The sequence below is a fragment of the Burkholderia sp. Z1 genome, assembly GCF_014893795.1.
Classification (GTDB): domain Bacteria; phylum Pseudomonadota; class Gammaproteobacteria; order Burkholderiales; family Burkholderiaceae; genus Burkholderia; species Burkholderia theae.
Window position 1 is genome coordinate 706,143 of record NZ_JACFYL010000003.1, and the last position, 19,807, is coordinate 725,949.

The 19,807-nt window shown below is 68.3% G+C and carries 20 protein-coding genes; 3 read left to right on the forward strand and 17 right to left on the reverse strand.

Annotation, left to right across the window (positions count from 1 at the left end):
• Positions 1-31: 31 nt before the first annotated feature.
• The 4 genes from H3H55_RS35200 to H3H55_RS35215 form a co-directional block, all read right to left on the reverse strand.
• Positions 32-1,441 (reverse strand): hypothetical protein, encoded by a 1,410-nt coding sequence (locus H3H55_RS35200; RefSeq protein WP_193102774.1) that lies wholly within the window; start codon positions 1,439-1,441, stop codon positions 32-34.
• A 68-nt stretch (positions 1,442-1,509) separates the two neighbouring features.
• Positions 1,510-2,400 (reverse strand): cupin-like domain-containing protein, encoded by an 891-nt coding sequence (locus H3H55_RS35205; protein ID WP_193102775.1) that lies wholly within the window; start codon positions 2,398-2,400, stop codon positions 1,510-1,512.
• A gap of 28 nt (positions 2,401-2,428) precedes the next feature.
• Positions 2,429-3,856, reverse strand: a complete 1,428-nt coding sequence (locus tag H3H55_RS35210; protein ID WP_129518065.1) for an MBL fold metallo-hydrolase — start codon at positions 3,854-3,856, stop codon at positions 2,429-2,431.
• A 128-nt stretch (positions 3,857-3,984) separates the two neighbouring features.
• Positions 3,985-4,194, reverse strand: a complete 210-nt coding sequence (locus H3H55_RS35215) for an MbtH family protein (protein ID WP_193102776.1) — start codon at positions 4,192-4,194, stop codon at positions 3,985-3,987.
• 333 nt (positions 4,195-4,527) lie between these two features.
• On the opposite strand from H3H55_RS35215, the gene H3H55_RS35220 reads away from it, so the two are divergent.
• A complete protein-coding gene (locus H3H55_RS35220) occupies positions 4,528-5,328 on the forward strand; it encodes a thioesterase II family protein (protein WP_193102777.1) in 801 nt (266 codons plus the stop codon).
• A gap of 93 nt (positions 5,329-5,421) precedes the next feature.
• Here the strand turns inward: H3H55_RS35220 and H3H55_RS35225 are convergent, their stop codons facing one another.
• From H3H55_RS35225 to H3H55_RS35285, 13 genes are all read right to left on the reverse strand, one after another.
• On the reverse strand, positions 5,422-5,985 hold the full coding sequence (locus H3H55_RS35225) for a GNAT family N-acetyltransferase (protein ID WP_193102778.1): 564 nt from the start codon (positions 5,983-5,985) through the stop codon (positions 5,422-5,424).
• Positions 5,986-5,994: 9 nt separating this feature from the next.
• The gene (locus tag H3H55_RS35230) at positions 5,995-6,864 is read right to left on the reverse strand and encodes an SAM-dependent methyltransferase (RefSeq protein ID WP_193102779.1); all 870 of its coding nucleotides are present in this window, start codon (positions 6,862-6,864) and stop codon (positions 5,995-5,997) included.
• Between the two features lie 47 nt (positions 6,865-6,911).
• Positions 6,912-8,084 carry a citrate/2-methylcitrate synthase gene (locus H3H55_RS35235; protein ID WP_193102780.1) on the reverse strand — a complete coding sequence of 391 codons (1,173 nt, stop codon included), beginning with the start codon at positions 8,082-8,084 and terminating at the stop codon, positions 6,912-6,914.
• Between the two features lie 13 nt (positions 8,085-8,097).
• Entirely contained in the window at positions 8,098-8,769 is a 672-nt protein-coding gene (locus tag H3H55_RS35240) for a class I SAM-dependent methyltransferase (RefSeq protein ID WP_193102781.1), read from the reverse strand.
• Positions 8,770-8,813: 44 nt separating this feature from the next.
• Complete coding sequence (locus H3H55_RS35245) at positions 8,814-10,232, reverse strand: MATE family efflux transporter (RefSeq protein ID WP_193102782.1); 1,419 nt, start codon at positions 10,230-10,232, stop codon at positions 8,814-8,816.
• Positions 10,222-11,460, reverse strand: coding sequence for a hypothetical protein (locus H3H55_RS35250; RefSeq protein WP_193102783.1), 1,239 nt, complete (start codon positions 11,458-11,460; stop codon positions 10,222-10,224). Before H3H55_RS35250 ends, H3H55_RS35245 begins: the two co-directional genes overlap by 11 nt.
• Positions 11,461-11,485: 25 nt before the next feature.
• Positions 11,486-12,952, reverse strand: coding sequence for an AMP-binding protein (locus H3H55_RS35255; RefSeq protein WP_193102784.1), 1,467 nt, complete (start codon positions 12,950-12,952; stop codon positions 11,486-11,488).
• The gene (locus tag H3H55_RS35260) at positions 12,949-14,223 is read right to left on the reverse strand and encodes a beta-ketoacyl-[acyl-carrier-protein] synthase family protein (protein ID WP_193102785.1); all 1,275 of its coding nucleotides are present in this window, start codon (positions 14,221-14,223) and stop codon (positions 12,949-12,951) included. The genes H3H55_RS35255 and H3H55_RS35260 overlap by 4 nt, the downstream gene beginning before the upstream one ends.
• A complete protein-coding gene (locus H3H55_RS35265) occupies positions 14,220-15,317 on the reverse strand; it encodes a beta-ketoacyl synthase N-terminal-like domain-containing protein (RefSeq protein WP_129518054.1) in 1,098 nt (365 codons plus the stop codon). Before H3H55_RS35265 ends, H3H55_RS35260 begins: the two co-directional genes overlap by 4 nt.
• Before the next feature lie 95 nt (positions 15,318-15,412).
• Positions 15,413-15,769, reverse strand: coding sequence for an acyl carrier protein (locus H3H55_RS35270; RefSeq protein WP_129518053.1), 357 nt, complete (start codon positions 15,767-15,769; stop codon positions 15,413-15,415).
• Positions 15,770-15,794: 25 nt separating this feature from the next.
• On the reverse strand, positions 15,795-16,523 hold the full coding sequence (locus H3H55_RS35275) for an SDR family NAD(P)-dependent oxidoreductase (protein WP_193102786.1): 729 nt from the start codon (positions 16,521-16,523) through the stop codon (positions 15,795-15,797).
• On the reverse strand, positions 16,520-16,888 hold the full coding sequence (locus H3H55_RS35280; protein WP_226800764.1) for a hotdog fold domain-containing protein: 369 nt from the start codon (positions 16,886-16,888) through the stop codon (positions 16,520-16,522). The genes H3H55_RS35275 and H3H55_RS35280 overlap by 4 nt, the downstream gene beginning before the upstream one ends.
• Positions 16,888-17,271 carry a hypothetical protein gene (locus tag H3H55_RS35285; protein WP_319022354.1) on the reverse strand — a complete coding sequence of 128 codons (384 nt, stop codon included), beginning with the start codon at positions 17,269-17,271 and terminating at the stop codon, positions 16,888-16,890. The genes H3H55_RS35280 and H3H55_RS35285 overlap by 1 nt, the downstream gene beginning before the upstream one ends.
• A 427-nt stretch (positions 17,272-17,698) precedes the next feature.
• Here H3H55_RS35285 and H3H55_RS35290 point away from each other — a divergent pair, with 427 nt between their 5' ends.
• Entirely contained in the window at positions 17,699-18,406 is a 708-nt protein-coding gene (locus H3H55_RS35290) for an ABC transporter ATP-binding protein (RefSeq protein ID WP_193102789.1), read from the forward strand.
• A complete protein-coding gene (locus H3H55_RS35295; RefSeq protein WP_193102790.1) occupies positions 18,403-19,800 on the forward strand; it encodes an ABC transporter permease in 1,398 nt (465 codons plus the stop codon). Before H3H55_RS35290 ends, H3H55_RS35295 begins: the two co-directional genes overlap by 4 nt.
• Positions 19,801-19,807: the final 7 nt, after the last annotated feature.

Genomic DNA, 19,807 nt, shown 5'->3' on the forward strand with positions numbered 1-19,807 from the left:
GCGCGGCAAGTCGATCCCGGCGCGCCGCGCGTCAACGGACGGCGTGGTCCGCGACGTCCGGTTCCGTGAAGTGTTCGGCGATGCAGTGGCGCAGCCGCGGCCCGAACACGGCGGCGATGTCATCGGCCGAGTACGGCGCGATGGCGTCGTCGATGCCGAGCGCGCGGTCCACCTCCTGCTGGAGCCGCGTGAAGATCCGCTGCGCGGCGTGCTCGTCGTGCAGGTACGTATTGAGCGCGGCCGCCGTCGCCTGCGCCGCCGCCGCGTCGAGCCCGTGCGCCGAGAACGCGTCGGCCGACCATGCGTCCGCGCCGCGCGGCGCGTTGCGCATCGCGTCGATCTCGGCCAGCAGCGCCGGCCCGTGTGCGCCAAGCGTGGCCACGCACATCCGGTCCGCCGCGGCGACGAGCTGGTTCAGACCGGCCGTCATCTGGCGCAGCACCGTCCCCGCCGGCCATTGCCGCGCGCGTGCGATCTCGGCCTCGTCGCCCTGCAGCAGCATCGCCAGATCCTCGCGGGCGATCTCGTGCGCGAGCGGGCTCGTGTGTTCGGTGGACCAATCCTCGAAGCGCGCCAGCGCGTCGCGGAACGCGTGCGTTCGCGCCTGCCCGGGCACCGCGTCGAGCGCGACGATCAGCGCGCGCAACTGCTGCGCCGCCCGCACCGCGAACAGGTATTTTTCGGCTTCGAGCTTCAGGAACGCCGCCGCATAGCGGTAAAAGCCAGGCTCGGCCGCGCTCGCTTCGGCGCCTGCCAGCGGCGCCGGCTCGATCATCGCGCGGTAGGCTTGCTCGACCATGGTCTGCGGCCCCGCGCACACCGAGTTGCGGCCGACGAGCAGGCCCGCCGCCTCGGCGATCAGGTAATACGCGTCGCTGGCGAGGCACGGCGCGGCCGGATCGCCGCCGGACGCCATCCGCTTGATCAGCGAGATATGCACGATCCGGTGCATGCCGAGCGAGATCCGGTAGATGATCGACGGCACGACGGGAATGCCGTCCGGGTCGGCCGGCTGCTCGCGCCGGCGGATCAGGTACGCGGGCAGCAGCTGGCACAGCTTGCTGATGAACCACAGGTCGAGCATCGACACCGCGCCGTCGGGGCCGCGCAGGCGGCAATACCCGTCGCGCAGCGTCGAGATGGTGGGCAGCACCAGGTGCCAGTGGTTCGCGAACTGCCGCAGCGACGAGATGTTCATCGGCAGCGTGTGATGAAACCGGCTGCCCTCGTACTCGCAGCGCGTGGCCTCGATCTCGATGCCGTCGCGCGCGTCGGCCGGTGCGATCTCCTCGCCGAGCGGGCGAAAGAAACTGTCGCGATAGGCGACCATCGAGCCCAGCATCGAGCGCCAGTAGAACTCCGGTTTGTCGAGCGCGCGCGGCCCGTGATAGCCGGTCGCGTACAGCGCATCGATGACGGTGAAATCAAACTCGTTCTGCATCATGGCTTCCTGAAGAGACACGGCCGCCGGCACGGCGGCCCGATAGAACGAACGGCGTGGCGCGAGCGTCAGCGCGGCATCGACATCGGCTTGCCGGCCCTGTCGGCCGCGCGGCGCCACCGGCGCGCGAGCGCCTGCCACAGGCTCGCGAGTTCGACCCGGCAGAAGGTCCGCACGGCGCGGGGCGACCACCACCAGTAGTTCACGTTGATCGAATCGCTCAGCGATTCCACGTAGTGCCACCAGCCGGGCGGCAGATACAGCACGTCGCCCGCCTCCAGCACGAAGTCGTGGCGCGGCGCCGACTGCACGCGCGGAAACAGCACCGGGTCCGGATCGCTCATGTCCACCGGGCTGAAGATCACCGGCAGGTCGCGGCGCTGCCGGTAATACACGTTGGCGGACTGCTCGGGCGCGAACAGCACCCAGCGCTTGCGGCCGTACACCTGCACGTTCAGGTTCTCGTGCCGGTCGAAATGCATCGGCGACGAGATCCCTTCGGGGCCGAGCCAGAAGCCCGGCCGCAACACCAGCCTGCGCCGCAGCCAGTGCGGCATCCAGCCGGGAAAGCCGTGCTGCTCGTGCAGCGGCGCGATGTCGTCCTTCAGCTCCGGCGCCGTCGAATAGATCGCCGCGTAGGTGATGTACGCGGTGCGGGCGCTGCCCTGCGCCTGCATCGCGCGGATCGTCGCGCCGAGGCGCGCGGTTTCGTAGCGGCGCGCGCCCAGGTAGAGGTCCGGCTGCGTCGGCGTGGGCGACAGCTGCGACGTCTCCACCGTGATCTCGTGCTCGCCGTAACGCTCGACGAAGAAATCCGGCGTCCAGCGCGTACGCGCGGGCCATGCTTCGATGAATCCTTCCAGCACGGCCGGATGCTTCAGTCCGGCCAGAACGTCGCGCATGCTCCGGCTGCCGTCGTAGCGAATCCGCGGCATCGGCACAATCTTGCTGCCAGTCATCGTGGGGCTCCTGTCGACAGGAAGAAAATCAGGACACCTGCCAATCGCCGTCGTGGCGCAGCACGTCGCCGGGCAGCCAGCGGATCACCCGGGTGGCGCCGCCGAGCGCGCCGACGCGCGCGTCGATCTGGTCGAGCGTGTCGGCTTCCGCGGGCTCGCCGTTGATCCAGCCGATGTCGCCGATCTCGGTGGCGATGCCGCAGAACCCGTTCGCATACGGCGCGAACGCGCGGGCGCCGGCGCGCGCGCAGAGTTCGCCGATGCCGGACGGACCGAGCGTGATGGACGGGCCGTCGCCCGCTTCCGCGACGTGCGTCAGGCGCTGCAGGTCGGTCATCGGCAGCACCATCCAGAACGTGAACAGGCCCTGCCAGAACGGCGGCTTGCGCAACTCGCGACAGCAGCTCAGGACCAGGTCGGGCTGGCCGCGCCGGGCGACGGACCGGTCGATCACGTCCATCACCGAGCCCTTCGCGTCCTCGCCGCTGTCGACCAGCAGGATCACCGAGAACTGCGGCGTCGTGACCCGGTAGCAATTGCCCCAGTTGCGCACGTCCTGCGGCGGCACGGCCGCGCCGATGGTCGGCTGCTCGCCGTAGAACGGCAGGATGTCGATCTCGATGTCGCCGATCCGCACCGTTTCGCCCCAGCCGGGCGCGAGCACCGTCTGGCCGACGTCGCGCAGCGACTGCTGCATGTCGTCCTGCGCCAGCAGCGACGCGACCGGGATGTGCGGCACGACGACCGGCACCGACCCGTCGCCACCGTGCCGCAGGATGGTCGGGATGTGCCAGTGGTCGAGATGCCCGTGCGTGACGAGCATGCCGTCGATCCGCTGGCCCAGGTTGGACGGCGCGCGATCGAGATCGGGCAGGCCGACGTTGCCGCCGATCGCGAGGCTGATCGGGTCGGTCAGCAGGCGGGTGGTTTCGGATGCGATCAGCAGCGACGCGTGTTCGAGCCGCTGGATGCCGGGGCCGTCGAACGCCGGCCACGCCAGCGCCGCGTCGCCGTCCGGCCGTTCGCAGCCGAGCAGGCGGGGGTCCGCGTACAGCTCGGACAGCGGCTGCCAGTGGTTGCGCTGCAGCGCGTCGCGCAGCGCGTTCGCAATCTGCGGCACATCGGCGGCGGCGGTGTCGAGCACGATCGGCTCGCCGTGCTGCGGCGCGAGCGCGAGCGTCCAGCGATCTCGGTGCTGATGCAGATCGTAGAGCAGCGCGCGGCTCGCGATGCAGCCGCCAGCCGCCACCGAATCCGGATCGAACAGCCCGGCCAGGAACGGATAACGCGCAATCGCGTCGCGCAACAGCGCGGCGCAGGCGGCCGGTTCGAATTTCGCTTCCATGAATTGCTGCATAAGCGCGTCCTGCCGCTCGATCAGCAAGCCCAGATCATGCGCGCGCGAAGCCAGAATGCCTGTATTGAGGAAGACCCCCAGGCGATCATCGACAGACATGGTGTTATTTCCCTCGGATTCTCTCGGCGAAACGCAGCGTGCTCCCGCGCGCGCCGTCACCGGGCCGCGAAATGCCGCATCGTTCCTTTATCTTTTCTTGCGCGCTGAGTAGCGCGACGCGTCGACAGTCAGGCCGACAGCGCGGCCCGCACGCTCAATGGCCGCATGTCGGTCCAGTTGGCGTTGATCCATTCGAGACAGGTGTCCCGGGTTCCCGACGGGCCTGCCGCCCGCCAGCCTTCCGGCACATGCTTGTCGTCCGGCCAGATCGCGTATTGTTCCTCGTGATTGACGACTACCTTGAAAACGGCGTCGTTTTGCGGCGTTTCGGCTTCCATGTCTCTCTCATTTCAATAATCGATCACACGTGTCGCACGCATCAAACAATTCGATTTTTCGATAAAAACAGCCCGCCCCGTTCGCGCCTGGCAACGATGCAAGTATTTTGAAATCGAAGCGAGCAGACTTTACCATAGGCCATCTAAAATTAATTACATTTCTATTGCATGAAAACAAAATAAATCATAATCACCGACATCCAATAATCCCGATCATTGTTTCATAAATATGCTAACCGATAGAAGACGATCAGCCTCTTCGATTAAATCGATAATCGGTGCAATTGTTTGAAAATTTTTTATAGTCGGTTTTTTAAAGCGGAGTCCCGACGCATGGCCTTGCTACCCAGTACCCTCACCATTCCGCTCGCGCGCCCGACGGCGCGGCACCGGCTGCTGGTGTTCCATCATGCGTGCGGCGCGGCGGCCAATTACTACCGGTGGGGAGCGTCGTTCCCGGACGACATCGAGGTATGGCTGATCGAACTGCCCGGCCGCGGCAGGAGCCTGGGCACGCGCGCGATCGACACGCTGCCCGAACTGATCGACTTCCTGCGGGCCCTTCGGCCGCTGCTGCCGCGCGACTATTCGGTGTTCGGCCACAGCATGGGGGCGCTGATTGCGTACTGTTTCGCGCGCGACATGACGCAACTGGGGCATCCGCCCGTCTGGCTCGGCGCCTCCGGCACCGATGCGCCGTTCTACCCGCATCGCCACGCGCGGCTCGACGGCGCGCCGGTTCACCTGCGCAATGACGCGGAGATCGTCGACTATGTCGTGTCGCTCGGCGGCACGCCGCGCGAAGTGGTTGAACACGACGCGCTCCGGGCGATGCTGCTGAAGCTGGCCAAGGCGGATTTCCGCGTGGTCGACGAGTTTTTCCCGCTGCCGTCCGCGACGGCGCTGCCGTGCCCCGTCACGGTCTTCTCGGGCCGCGACGACACGTTGCTGAGCCCCGCCGGGCAGCGTGACTGGTTGCGCGCGTCGCGGCACCCGGTCAGCTTCCGCGAGGTCGACGGCGGGCACTTCTATTTATTTGAAAACCCGGCTGTCGTTCAGCACGCGATCGGCCAGGCGTTGGCCGATGCGGGGCGGTGCGACACCGCTGTGGGCGCGATGCCATCGCTGATGTAGTGGCCGGTGGCGTGGCGGCGGGTTGCGTGGGGAGACGGCGCCCGTTAGCCGCTTCGAGCGTGCCCCGCCTTTCGCGCCCTACCCGGCTCACGGTCAGTGGCCAGCCATCCGATAACGGAAATACTGCTTGTCGACCCACTCGACGCCATGCCGCCCGTCGCTCAGCATGTCGTTTCGCACCCGCACCGATCCGAACGGTTCGAACCCGAGCCGCAGGTAGAGCCGGTGCGCGGCGGCCGCATTGCCGTTGCTGCGCACGATGACGTCGCGGTAGCCGGGCGCCGCCTCCTCGACACAGCGCCGCACCAGCGCTTCGCCGAGCCCGCGTGCGCGCCAGCTCGGCGCGACCGCCAGTTCCGCGATCGACAGCACGGGCCCGTCGCCGAGCGTCGAGCGCAGCGACGCCGGCAGTTTTCGGTCGTAGCACGAATCGGCCGACAGCAGGAAACCAGCCAGCATGTCGCCGGTCACCCACAGATGGCAGCGCGCGGCATGCTCGCGGAAAAGCCGGTAGATCCAGCCCCGTTCCGCGGCCTCGTCGAGATAGTGCCCGGCGTAGGCCCCGGTCGTGAACGCCTCCATGTAAAGCGCGAGCACCTGCCGTTCCCATGCGTGGAACAGACCGATCCCGCCCGTGCGCATCTCGCATCCCGTCATCGCGCCCGCCTACCGGTCGAGCTGGTATGCAGTGCTCACCAGCAGCGACGAGCACAACGTGGCCAGCTTCGCGAGCGGTAGCCCGGCTGGATCGAACCCATAGTTCGGATAGAAATACTGGCCGAGCCCCTGCACTTGCCGCTCGATCACGATCACGCGGCGGTCGCGCGGCGCCGTCTCGATGATCCGCTCGACGATCTCCGTCTTGTTCTCGATGTGGATCGACAGGATGACGATGTCGCACGCGCCGTAGTCGTAGGCCGCGCCATCCGCGTGGACCATCTCGATCGCGTCGCGGCGATAGCGCGCCGGATGCAGTGCGCACAGATGATCGACGAAACGCTCGCCGGTTCGTAGCGATTCCTCGCTGAGATCCAGCCCGACGATGCGCGCGCCGCTGAACGACTGCATGAACAGGAGCGAAAGCGGCATCCCGCCGGATCCGACCATCGCCACTGTCGAATCCGGGCACATGTCCGACAGGAATATCTCGGTCCGCGCGAGCAGCCGGTAAATCTCCGCGTAGTACTCCTTGATGATCAGGAGCAGCCCCTCGCTCGACGGCCCGGCGCGCAACACGTCGCTCATCTGCCGCTCGAAGCGGACCTCGTTGTCGAGCGACAGCGCCTGAAAGCGCTTCATGTATTCGCGTACCGTCGCGTCGCGCAGGAAGCGTTCCGTCTCGTGCGCATCGAGCACGGGAGACAGCAGGTAGTTGCGGATCAGCAGCGTCTTCGCGAAACAGGCGCGCAGATCGTGCCGGTCCGGCGACACGAACATCTCGTCTATCCAGCGATGAATCTGGGTCTTCACAAAGTCGATACGGTGCTGGGTATCGTTGGCCGCACAATGCGGCGCGAGCGGCAGGTTGGTCAGCATGTCGGTGTCGATCCAATCTCGGGTTGTGGGGCGCCGGCGAGCCGGCGTCAGATCCATGCCTTCGGCAGCGCGGCGAGGCGTTCGCGCGCCATCGGGCGAGTCTGGCCGAATGGCGGGTGCGCTTTCTTCTGCAATGCGTGTGCGAGCATCGTCGGCATCCGGGCAAACAGGAACACCGGCGTGGCGAGCACGGCGGGCACGCCGAGTTCGAGCAGGATCGCCGCGGCGGCCGCATCGATATTCGGCGGCAGGCCGCGCACGTCCTGCATCGTGTCGCACACCGCCCGATACGCGTCGAACGCCGCCCCGCCGACACCCAGCCGCGCCGCGTGGTGCTCGAGCGCGGCGGGCCGCGGGTCGCGCTCGAGCAGCGGGTGGCCGAAACCCGGAATCCGGTCGCCCGCGCACACGCGCTCGGCGACGCAATCGCGAATCTCGGCGGACGTCTTGCCGACGAGACGCGCGAGAAAGCGCGTCGCGTCGCTGCAGGCGCCCACGTGCGCGGGGCCACTGCCCGTCAAGCCCGCGATCAGGTTCAAGTCGACGCTCGCGTAGGTGCTGGCCGAGAAGCGCGGCAGCGCGATGGTGGGCGCGACGAGGCCGAAGCCGCCGTGCAGCGCAACCAGCAGCACATCGAACAGGCGGGCCTGCGCGTCGCGGGACGCACCGCCGCCCAGGCAGTCCAGCACCGCCGCGCTGAAGCCACGCGTGGCGCCTGCCGCGGGCGTCCGGGCCGCCGTCTCGCAGGACACCTCGCGCCACACCGACAGCAGGCGCGGCAACGCGGCGACGATGCCCAGGCCCGTCGCGATCTCGGCGCCCTGCCCGATGTCGCGCAACGCTTCGGGCAACGCGACCGGCCGCGCGGGCGGCCCGTCGGCGAGCCCGGCCGCGACGGCCGCCGCGAGAAACACCTCGGGCCGGCGCTGGCGGCGCGCCAGCTGCGCGGCAAGCAGGCCATCCTCGGGCGCGCCGTCGTCAGCCAGCCGCGCCGCCAGCGCGCGATCGAGCGCGCGCGCGTCGGCGGCGTCCGGCATCCGGCCCGTGAGCACGTGCAGGATCGCGGCGGTGAAATCGACGGACTCGATCAGTTGCAGCAGATCGACGCCCCGCACGGTGAGCCGGTCGGGCGCGATCGACACCGCGTCGATCTCGCCTTCGTCGCGCGCGGCGCGCGGCCGGACAGCCTCCCGCGCCGGCAGGTCATGGTCGAGTCGCATCGGCGGGCCTCGCTTACTGCCGCGCCGGCTTCGCGATCAGCACCTCGAAGCCGATCGCGAGCATCCCCGATCCCTTCGACACTTGCGCGTACTCGCCGATACCGGCTTCGCGCAGCTGCTCGATCGACTCCGCAACCGTGAACTTGCCATCGAGATGGACCGGATGGACGTTCGCGGCCGCGCGCCGCTCGTTGAAGAAGGCGAGCGCCTCCGGATCGGGATCGCTGCAGGGCTCGTGAATCAGCGCGAAGCCGCCGGGCGCGAGCGTGCGGAAGATCTCGCGGTACGCGCCGACAGGATCGGCCCAGTGATGCACGACCGAGCGGCCGATCACCGCGACGAACGTCGCGTCGTCGAACGGCAGCGCGTGCACGTCGCCCGCGCGGATCTCGATGCGCTCGCCCAGCCCTTCCGCGCGCACGTTCTGCTCGGCGCGCTGCACCATGTCGTCGAAATAGTCGACCCCGACGAAGCCCAGCGGCGCGAGCGACGGGACGCGGGCCAGTTCGATCAGGGTCCGCGCGGTGCCGGTGCCGACGTCGAGCAACCGGCCCGACGCGATGCGCCGCTGCGCGAGTTCGTGCTCGACGCGTTGCACGAGATTGCGGTTCCATTCAAGCGTGAACGCGTCGACGTAATGATCGTAGGTGTCGGCGTTGACTTCGGCGGGGGTGTTAGTACGCATGCAGGTCTCCAGTCGTGAGGTCGAGGGGTAAGGCAGCCGCGGATTCATCCGACGGCGTGGCGCGCGCCGGCCGGTGCGGCGGCGGGTGCCGCGCCGAGCCTGCGCATGAGCCGCAGGAAGATCGTCAGGTACACCGTCTGGCGCACGACGCTCACGCCCGCGAGCAGCGCGAACAGCTGCGCGAGCGCGAGATGATGCGTGACACCGAGATAGATCGCGCCCGGGGTGACGATCCAGGAAAAGAACAGGCCGAGCGCCATCGCGTACGCCGGGCGTTCGAGGATCTGGAAGCAGCCCGTCACGAGGTTCGTCAGCAGATAGCTGAAGACGAACAGCGGCACATAGTCGAGCAGCGCACTCGCGACGGCGATCACGCCGGCGTCGGATGCGAGAAAGCGCAGCGCGAGCGCGCGCAGCAGGAAGAACGCGATGCTGATCGCGGCCGTGAACAGCACACCCAGCAGCATCACCGATTGCAGCGCCGCGCGGGACGGCGCCCGGCTGCGCACGAGATGGCCGATCCGGATCATGAAGACCATGCTCAAGCCCTTGATCAGGATGAAGCCGATCGTCATCAGCTCGAAGCCGATGCCGTAGCCGCCGATCGCGCGCACGCCGTAGCGGGCGATCATCGAATAGACGGCCGTGTTCGCCAGGAAGGTCAGCGTCTCGAGCGCGGCCGACGGGACGAAGATGCGCAGCAGCCGGCGCTGCGTCGGCCATTCCACGCCGGGGCGCGGCAACGCGACCTGCTCGCGGCGCAGCCGGGGGCGGATGCATCCGATGCTCCAGCCGAGGTACAGGCTTTTGGTGATCCACGCGGTCAGCGCGAGGCCGAACAGCTGCAGCGTCGGATGCTGGCCGAACAGCCCGAACACGAGCAGCGGGTCGAGCAGGTTGTTGATCACGCCGCACACGATGCTGATCCGCGCGGGCGACTTGGTGTCGCCATACGTGCGCATCGCCGCCGAAAGCGTGGTGCTGAGCAGCGTGAGCGGGAAGCTGCCGATGACGAGCGCGTAGTAGCCGAACATGCGGTCGCCGTGGAACTGACCGCCGGAAATGAACATCATCAGCGGCGCCCGCGTGCCGATCAACGCCAGCACGACCAGCACGCCGATCCCGCCCGCGAACATCAGGCTTTGCACGAACAACCGGCCCTGGTCCTCACGGGGTGCCTTGGCGAACACCGCGACGAACGATTCCTCGAAGCTCTTGCTGAGGAGGAACATGAAGGTGACGACGCTGCCGTTGACGAGCGCGAGCAGCGCCATGTCCTCGGCCGGCAGATCGCGGATCCAGCGATAGTCGAACAGCGTCATGCAATAGCCCGCGATCGACGACAGCACCATCGGATAGAGCATCAGCCAGGTCGCACGCACCTCGGCCGCGAACTGCCGTATGCGTTCGGCGCGCGACGCGCCCGACGCGACGGGCGTGGCGGTGGCGCGATCATCGGACATGAACGTGCCTCTCGTCGATCAGGCGCGGCAGCTTCTGGCGCGCCGAGAAGCGCAACGCATCGCGGCCGAGCACGTCGAGGCGGCCCTCGCCCTTGTCGATGCACTCGCGCACGTCCTCGATCTCGAGCAGCGCGCCAGCGAGCCGTGGCGCGAGCGGTGCGAGTTCGTCGTCGGCCAGGTCGACCGCGACCTTCAGGCAATCGCGCCCCTGCGCGTCGGCGCCCAGGCGGAACTGGCAATCGAGCGGTCGGCCGGCGCACGCCGCGAGCCGATCGGCGAGCAGCGCGACGCTGACGAGATTGCCCGCGAACTTGAAGCGCTGGTCCGCGCGGCCCTGCAGCACGACGACGGACCCTGCCTCGCCGCACGCGCAGCGCACCGACGGTCCGATGCGTACGCGATCGCCGATCCGGTAGCGGAGCATCGCGAGGCCCGGGTTCGCGCGGCTCGTCACGAGCAACTGGCCATCCTCCTCCTCGAGGAAGAACCAGTCGTCGAGCACGTGGTAATGCCCGTCATCGCAGTGCGGTGTGTGATAGCCGAGAAAGCCCGTTTCGGTGGTGCCGTACAGTCCGAAGAATTCGGCATTGCGCCAGCAGCGCCGCACGATCTCGCGCTTGCGCGCGGGGAACGCCTCGCCCGTGTAGAGGATCTTCGTCACGTCGAGGTCGATGCCGTGCGCGTCGAGCAGTCGCAGGCATTGCAGCACGCTCGTCGGCGTGCCGACCAGGACGTTGGGACGGGTGCGGCCGATCAGGTTCAGCATCGCGGGCAGATCGGCGCCGTAGGCGTCCAGCCGCCCGATCGGCAGCACGTTCGCACCGATCGCTTCCAGCAGCCGGTTCACGCCGTCGTACAGCGTGGAAAAGCCGCCGGCGGTGAACAGGTTCGCCACCCGGTCGGTCGGCGCGAACACCCTGCCCGCCAGCGCGTTCGCGAGCGCCCGGCCGTAGGTCGCATCGGGCCGCTTGCGCCATGTCGCGCTGAGCAGCAGCTTGGCTTCGCCGCTCGTGCCCGACGTGGTGTAGAACGTCGCGCCGGCGAGACCATCGTGATCGAGGCGCTCCAGCACGCGCCGTTTCAGGTCGTCGGCGGTCTCGATCGCGACCTGCGCGCGGAACGCCGCGTAGCTGGCCACGCCCGCCGGCAGCAAGCGCGCATAGTGGGCATCGTACGAAAGCGCTTCGCTCACGGCGGAGGAATCGAAGCGGGTCGTGCGGTCGGACATCGTGGGCTCCAGGTTCAGGCGGCAGTCATGCGCTTTCGCGCAGGAGACGCAATGAGATCTTCCCCGTGCTGGTGACGGGAAGGTCGTCGACGAACCGCACGTCGGCGATACGCGGATACAACGGGAAGGCGGCCCGGTAGCGGCTCAGGATCCTCGCCTCGAAATCCACGTCCGCGCTGGCCGGCGACGGTCGGGGCACGACGAACACGGTCAGCGCGCCCGTCTGCGGATCGGCGAGAAAATAGCTTTTCGCGATGTCGTCGAACGCATCGAAGTGCTGGTGCAGCAGGCTGACGTTGATGAGCCGGCCATTGCACTTGACCGTCTCGTCCTTGCGGCCGACCCAGAACACGATGCCGTCGTCGCGGCGAAACACGAGGTCGCCGGATTCGAGCGTCGTGAATCGCTGAAGACTGCCGTCGGGCAGCAGATAGCCATGCATCGCGTACGGCGTGCGGTAATGCAGATGGCCGGTTTCGCCGGGCGCGCACGGCCGGCCCTGCGCGTCGACGATCGACAGCTCGATGCGTGGATCGATCGGGCGGCCCGGCGCGACGACGCCCTCGAAGCAGTACGAATCCAGGCGCGGCAGGTCGTCCGGCGTGAGCGGCAGCGCGAAGATCCGCGGCCCGGACTCCGTCTGGCCGAAGTTGTTCCAGACGCACGCACCGAGCGCGAGCAGGCGGCGCACCTGCGCCGCGTAGATGCGGTCGGACGCATTGAGCACGACGATCCCGTCGAAACGCACGCCGGGCGTCGCCTCGGCCAGTTCGCACACGCGCTCGGCAATGCTGCGGATCAGCGGTGCGAAGCGGATCCGGCCACTGCAGAGGTAACCGAGCACCTCGTGCGCGGTCAGCGACACCCGTTCGAGCCAGACGGTCGCGCCGGCCAGCAAGCCGTTCATCAGTGTCGAGAAGCCGTACATGTAGTGCGTCGGGAACATGCACAGCACGCCGTCGCCGGGCTGCACGCCCAGATAGCGGCCGACCGCCAGCGCGTTCTCGACGAGTTGCGCCTCGTCGTAGACGACCAGCTTGGGCGCGCTCGTCGTGCCCGAGGTCATGAAGACGATCTGCGCGCGCGGCGCGTCGGCGTCGGCCCACGCGTCGGCGTCGTGCCCCGTCTCTTCCGCATCGGCCGCCGCCGGATCGAGCACGACAACCGGCAGCCCGTCGCAGGCGATCGACCGGGTCGCGACCACCGCGAGTGCGTCGAGCCGGTATTGGCGCAGCGCGGCGGACAGCATCCTCGGGTCGCACAGGACGATCCGGCAGCCGAGCGTCGAAGCGAGCAGCGTGAACAGGAAATAGTCGAACCCCGAGAATCCGACCGCGATCAGACGGCTGCGCCCGCGCAGGTGCGGTTCCAGGGCGCCGAGCGCCCGCCGGGCGGCGCGCACCCGCGCGCGCAGGTCCCCGGCGGTCAGGCTCGCGCCATGCAACATGATCCGCCAGCTCGCATCGCGGGCAAGCAGCGACGCGAACTTCATGCGGCCGCTCCTTCCAGCACGAGCGAGGCGGCGAGCCCGCCCATGCCGAACGAGTTCTTGAGCACGCGCCGCGCGTCGCTCGGCGTCGCCGTGCGCACCACGTTGACGGGACACTCCGGTGCCTGCTCGTCGAGATTGACGGTCGCGGGAATGAAGCGCTCACGCAGCCCGATCACGGTGTTGAGCACCTCCATCGCTCCCGCCGTCGCGATCAGGTGGCCGTGCTGCGACTTGTTGGCGGTGACGGGCATCTCGGGCCGCATCGGAAAGATCGCACGGATCGCCTCGGACTCGTGCTTGTCGTTGAGCACCGTCGACGTGCCGTGCGCGTTGACGTAGTCGATATCGGCTGGCGCGCATCCCGCGTCGTCCAGCGCACGCTGCATCGCGAGCCGCATCTCGAGCGACTGCAGGTGCGGAATCACGATGTGTTCGGCGGCCAGACTCGCACCATAGCCGGCAACGCGCGCGAGCGGCGTGTCGCCGCGGGCGCGCACGGCCGATTCGCGCTCGATCAGGAACAGCACCGCGCCTTCCGCGAGCACGAAGCCCGAGCGACGCACGTCGAACGGCCGCGAACGATGCCGGGGGTCGAGGTTCAGGTCGGTCGAGATCACGTCGAGCGATTCGAGCCTCGCGAGGTTGAGCGGATTGACCTTGCCGGATACGCCGCCGACGATGGCCGCGTCGACACGCCCCTGGCGCAGCGCGAGCATGCCCATCCCGATCGCCTGCAGCGACGCCGAGCACAGCCCCACATGCGCAAGCGCGCATCCGCTGAACGGGATGTGGCGATGGATCGCGCCGAATACGGAGGTCGCGTCGCCGCTCACGAATTCGCTCATGCGCATGTGCGACACGAGCACCTGGATCAGCGCGTCGCGCGATTTGTCGCCGTTGACCTTGTCGACGAGCTCGAGCGCGCTCTGCACGTCGGTAGCCGGCACGTCGACGCCGACCAGGCAGCCGATGCGTTCGGGCGCGTAGTCGCGCGCGACGAACGGCGCCTGCGCGAGCAGGCGCGCGGCGGCGAGATCGCCGTACAGCTGTTCGGCCGAGATCCGCCGCGCGGATGGCCAGCGCACCCGTTCGTTTCCTTCCTCGGGTACGCCCGCATGCTGGGTCGTATAGGTCGAGCAATCGAACTTCTCGATCCTGCGAATGCCCGAGCGGCCTTCGCGCAGCGCGGCGTGGAGCGCGTCGTAGCTGCCGCCGAGCGGCGTGACGGCGCCGAATGCGCTGATCACGATTGCGTCCGATTGCGGCTTCATCGCCCCACCCCGCTCAGTTTGCGCACGAGGATCGCGCCGAGGCCCGACGACACGCCGATACCGTTGACCAGCACGGGCGCGCCGACGGGAATGGCCGGGTCCGCGATCGCCAGGACCAGGTCGATCAGGTTGTTCGCCCGCCCGGTGTAGCCGACGTGCGGCTTGTACGCGTGCATGACGGCATTCGGCCAGGCGTTCTGCACGGCGTTGCGCTCGGCCTTGCCCAGCGAGGGTTCGCCGTTCTGGTACAGCACGACGTGCGGCACGCCGAGCGCGGCCTCGCCCGGAAAGCGGGCGAACAGCCTCGACCAGTCGCCGCTCGACACGGACGTATCGGGCTTGTACAGCGAATGGACGTCGAGCACCTGCGCGCAGGGCGCGCGCCCCTCGCGCGGCGCACCTTCGACGACCACGCCGACCGCCCCGAACGCGGGGATGATGCCGACCGGGTGCGACGCGGTGCGCAGCAGGCCCATCTTCTCGAACGCGCCGACGTTGTCGGGCGCCGTCATGTCGCCAACGGCCGCGATGATCGCCCGGTCGATCGCGCCGCCCTCGATCTGCCGGTGCGCCTCCTCGAGCGCGCACAGGCTGGTCAGCGACATCCGCTGCAGCGGATAGCCTTCACCGCGCAGTTCGAACAGCTTCGAGATCTGGTACAGCGCGTTGGTGGTCAGCAGGCGCAGCATGTCGAGCGGATTCAGGTGCGCCTTGACCTCGCCGAAGTATCCGCAGCTATCGACACCGCGACGCTCGTGCAACGGCGCGAGCACGGCCATCGTCGCATCCTCGCCCTCGACGCCGGTAAACACCGCGAACCGCTCGCGCTCTTCGGCCGTGTAGGGCCGGCCGGCCGACGCCGCGTCGAACGCCTCGGCGGCGACTTGCAGCGCGAGACGCGAACTCGGATTCAGCAGCGAACGGTCCTCGCGCGCCATGCGCTGTACGAGCGGAAACGGCAAGTTGACGCGCGCGTAGTCGCCGGGCTTCGCTGCCGGCGCGAGCGGTTCGCGCTCGGCAAAGTCGACGTCCAGCAGCGACGCGATGTCGGGAAAGGCGGCCGTCGCGATGCCGAGGCCGGTGATGTACGACATGGCAAATCCCCATTCACGTGAGTCGGGAATCGATCGGGTGCGAGACGCCGCGCCGCACGGCGCGGCGTCCCTGCAATGCGGCGGGAAGGCCCCGGTCAGCTGAACTGCGCGATGCGGCGCTCGATGTAGTTCACCGAGAAGTGCTCGTAGAGGTCCTGCAGGCTGCATTTCTCATGGCCGTTCCAGCTCATCACGTCGCACACCTGCTGCCAGCCGGCATCGGTCCATTCGGTGCCGGTGTGGTATTGCGGATCGAGCAGCATCCGGTTGAACGGCCACAGGTTTTCGAGGCTGATGCGGTTATCCACCTTGTCCTTGAGCTCGTAGCACAGGTCGACGTAATCGATCGAGCTCATGTTCAGTTCGCGGAACAGCGACGCGGAGTCGGCCACCTGCTCGGGACCGCTCAGATAGAGGATTTGCGCGACGATGTCCTTGATGTCTTCCTTCATGCTCCACTCTCCTTGAGTCACGGGGTCAGCCACTGATGTTTTCGCCGTTGCCGAGATCGATCACGCTTCCGGTCGTTGCGAGCGAGCCGTTCGCGAGCAGAAGGACCGCGCGCGCAACCTGGTCGGGCTCGAGGATCTTCCGCATCGGAATCTGGCGATAGAACGCCGCCGCGTCCTGCGACGCGAGAAAGCGCTCGAACAGGTCGGAGCGCACGAATCCCGGCGCGACCGCGTTGACGCGCACGCCGAAGCGCGCCATCTCGAGCGCGAGGGTTTTCGTGAAACGCTCGATCGCCGCCTTCGACGCGCCGTACGCGCCGTTACCGACCTTCGGCTTGCGCGCGGCGATCGACGACACGTTGACGATCGCCCCGCGCCGGCGCGCCTGCATCCCTTCTCCGAATGCATGGCAAAACGCCATCGTCGCGCCGAGGTTGATCCGCAACGCTTCCCAGTAGCGGGAGAACGAGTCGCCGATCAGCATCGCGTCGTCGTTGATGCCCGCGTTGTTCACGAGCACGTCGACGGCCGCCTCCGCGTTCACGCGGTCGGCGAACGCCTGCACGGCCGCCCAGTCGCCGCCGTCGACGCGAAAGCCCCGCGCCGCGCCGTCGTATGTGCGCTCCAGCGTATCGGCCAGCTCGGGATTCGATCGATAGGTGAAGTAGACGGCATGGCCGTCGGCGATCAGCGCATCGACGATCGCGCGCCCGATCCCGCGGGTGCCGCCCGTGACAATCGCAAGTTTCGTCATGCGTGGTGCTCCCAGCTGAGGATGCCGTCCATCACGCTTTGGCCGTCCGCATTGCGCAGCTCGACGTGTGCGGTGGTACGCGCGCCGTCCTGTTGCAGGCGCCGCAGGCGCGCGCTCAGGCGCTCGCCCGGCCGCACCGGGCAGATGAAGCTGACCTTGCGCAGCGTGAGCGGCGGGTGCGGGCGGTCCGCCGCGAAACCGAGCGCGTCGAACAGCATCGCGATCGCGAGGCTCAGGCTGAACGAGCCGGGCAGCACGGGAAATTGCTCGAAGTGCTCGTCGAAGAGCGGTGCGGCACTCGCCACGTCGATGACGCCGAAGTGTTCGCCGGCGATCGTGGCCGCCGGCGTCGCGGTGGCGGCCATCACGGCTGTTCTCCCGGCGCGGCGGACGCGGGCCGGCGAGTCGGCATCAGCGCGACGAACACGGTGCCCGACGCGACGGCCGGATACATGCCGGCGTCGGCGTCGCGCGCCGATACCTCGACACGATATCCCTCGCCGTGTTTCGCGACGGTGCCGGCCAGCGCGAGCCGCGGATAGCCGTCGACGTGGCTCAGCGTCAGTTCGCGCAGTTGCGCCGGCACCATCAGCGCCGGCTCGCCGTGCATCGCGCGCGCCGCCTTGACCGCGAACTGATGCAGCGCTTCGATGACAAGGAGCGCCGGTCGCGCGCTTGGCCAGTCGCGATACCGTCGCGGATCGGCGTCGCCTGCGAAGCGCGCGGGATCGGACGGATCGCGGATCACTCGACAAAGGGCAAGAAAGCCTGGCCGCGCCGTCTCGCTCCCCCTCTCAAACCTGGTATGGCTCATTGTTATGCCTTGTTATATCTGTGTTTTGGCTTCCCGAACCCCGGCGACCGCTCTCACATCGGCCGGTGTCGTGCGAATCGACTGCTGATTGGCTGCGAGTGTATCGATTCGTCGTCGAAAGAAACGATCATGCGACCAATTGCAGAAACGGGCGACGAACCGCGCTTGGCGCCGATGGAATGCAACGCGGGTGCGCCCGACTGCGCGCCGTGCCGGTGCGCGCAAGCGGGCGCGGCCGGCCGCCGCTCGTCGGAGAGGAATGCCGTTCGTCCGCGCGTTCCGCCATTCGTCGCACCGCGCAATACGGGGGAGCGGTTCCCGCTAAGGTGGCGACATCGATCAGATACCCCGGGAGGCGCCTGTGTTAGCGGCCAGCTTGAGTCATGTCACGAAAACCTATGGAACAGGCACGCTCGCCGTCGCGGCGGCCGACGATGCGTCGCTCGATATCGTCGCGAACCGCTTCACGGTGCTGTCCGGCCCTTCCGGCAGCGGCAAGACGACGTTGCTCAATCTGCTCGGCGGCATCGATCGCCCGACGCGCGGCGCCATCACGGTCGCGGGCCAGCGGATCGACGCGATGAACGAAAACGGGCTGGCGGATTTCCGCGCGCGCCACATCGGGTTCGTCTTCCAGTCGTTCAACCTGCTGCCCGTGTTCAGCGCGTTCGAGAACGTCGAATATCCGCTGACCCTCCTCGGCGTCGCCCGCGCGCGACGACGCGAGCAGGTGCTCGCGCTGCTCGACGCCGTCGGCATGGGTGACATGGCGCATCGCCGGCCCGGACAGCTGTCGGGCGGCCAGCAGCAGCGCGTGGCGATCGCGCGCGCGCTCGTCACCGAGCCGGCGCTCGTGCTGGCCGACGAGCCGACGGCCAACCTCGACAGCGCGACGGGCGCGGCCATCATCGGGCTGATGCGCACGATGCAGCGCGAGCGGGCGACGTCGTTCGTCTTTTCGTCGCACGATCCGCAGGTGATCGCCGCCGCGGACGACGTCGCGATGATCCGCGACGGGCGCGTGGTCGAAGTCCGTTCCGTTGCGTCGCGCGAGGAGGCCTGCCAATGAGCCTCTGGGTTCTCGCCTTCCGCAACCTGTTGCGCAATCGCCGCCGCTCGTCGACGACACTGCTCGCGATGATCGTCGGCCTGACCGCGATCCTGCTGTTCGGCGGCTACGCGCGCGACATCAATTACGGACTCCAGACCAGCTACGTGCGCCAGGGCGGCCATCTGCAGATCCAGCACCGCGACTATTTCCTGTACGGCAGCGGCGACCCCGTTTCGTACGGGATCGGCGATTACGGGAAGGTCATCGATACCGTGCTCGGCGACCCGGAGCTGGCACGCAAGGTCACGGTGGTGACGCCGGTGCTGACGATCAACGGTATCGCCGGCAACTTCGCGGCGGGCGTCTCGCGCACCGTCTCGGGCAGCGGGATCGTCGTTGCCGACCAGAACCGGATGCGGCAGTGGAACGACTACGGTTTCGCCGACCGGCCGACGCCCGTCGCGCTGACCGGCAGCGCGCCGAACGCCGCCGTGATCGGCACCGGTGTCGCACGCGTGCTGCACCTTTGCGACGCGCTGCGGGTGCCCGGTTGCCGCGATCCGGCGGCCGCCGCCCCGGCCGACGCGTCGGACCTGCCCGACGACATCGCGTCGCTCGCGCGGGCCGAGACCGCCGCGAAGCCCGCGCACCCCGCCGGCCTCGCCCGTCTCGAACTGCTGACGTCGAATGCGTACGGTGCGCCGAACGTCGCCGCACTGTCGGTGATCGCGGCGCAGAAGCAAGGCGTCAAGCAAATCGACGACATGTTCGTGCAGGTCCATCTGCCGCAGGCGCAGCAACTCGTCTACGGCAGCGGCCCGAATGCGAAGGTGACGTCCGTCGTCGTGCAGCTCAGGCACACGGCCGACCTGCCGGCCGCGCGCGCGCGAATCCAGACGCTGCTGCGCACCCGGCTCGCCGGCGAGCCGCTCGAGGTGCTCGGCTTCGCGACGCTCAATCCGCAGTACGGCCAGGTCACCGGTATGTTCGGCGCAATCTTCGGCTTCATCGCGGTGCTGATCGCCACGATCGTGCTGTTTACGGTGGGCAACACCATGAACATGGCCGTGATGGAGCGCACGCACGAGATCGGCACGCTGCGCGCGCTCGGCCTGCGCGGCGCCGGCATTCGCCGCCTGTTCGTCTGCGAAGGCTGCCTGCTCGGCCTGTGCGGCGCGGTCGCAGGCACCCTCCTCGCACTCGCGGCGGGCTTCGCGATCAATCGCGCCGGCCTGCACTGGACGCCGCCCGGGCAGACCGATCCGGTCGCGCTGTCGGTGCGCGTGTGGGGCGAGTTCGGGATGATCGCGCGCTACGCGCTCGGCGTGACGATCGTCGCGACGTTCTCGGCCTGGCTGCCCGCGCGCCGCGCGGCGCGCCTGCCGATCGTCGACGCGCTGCGCTTCGCCTGACCGGGAG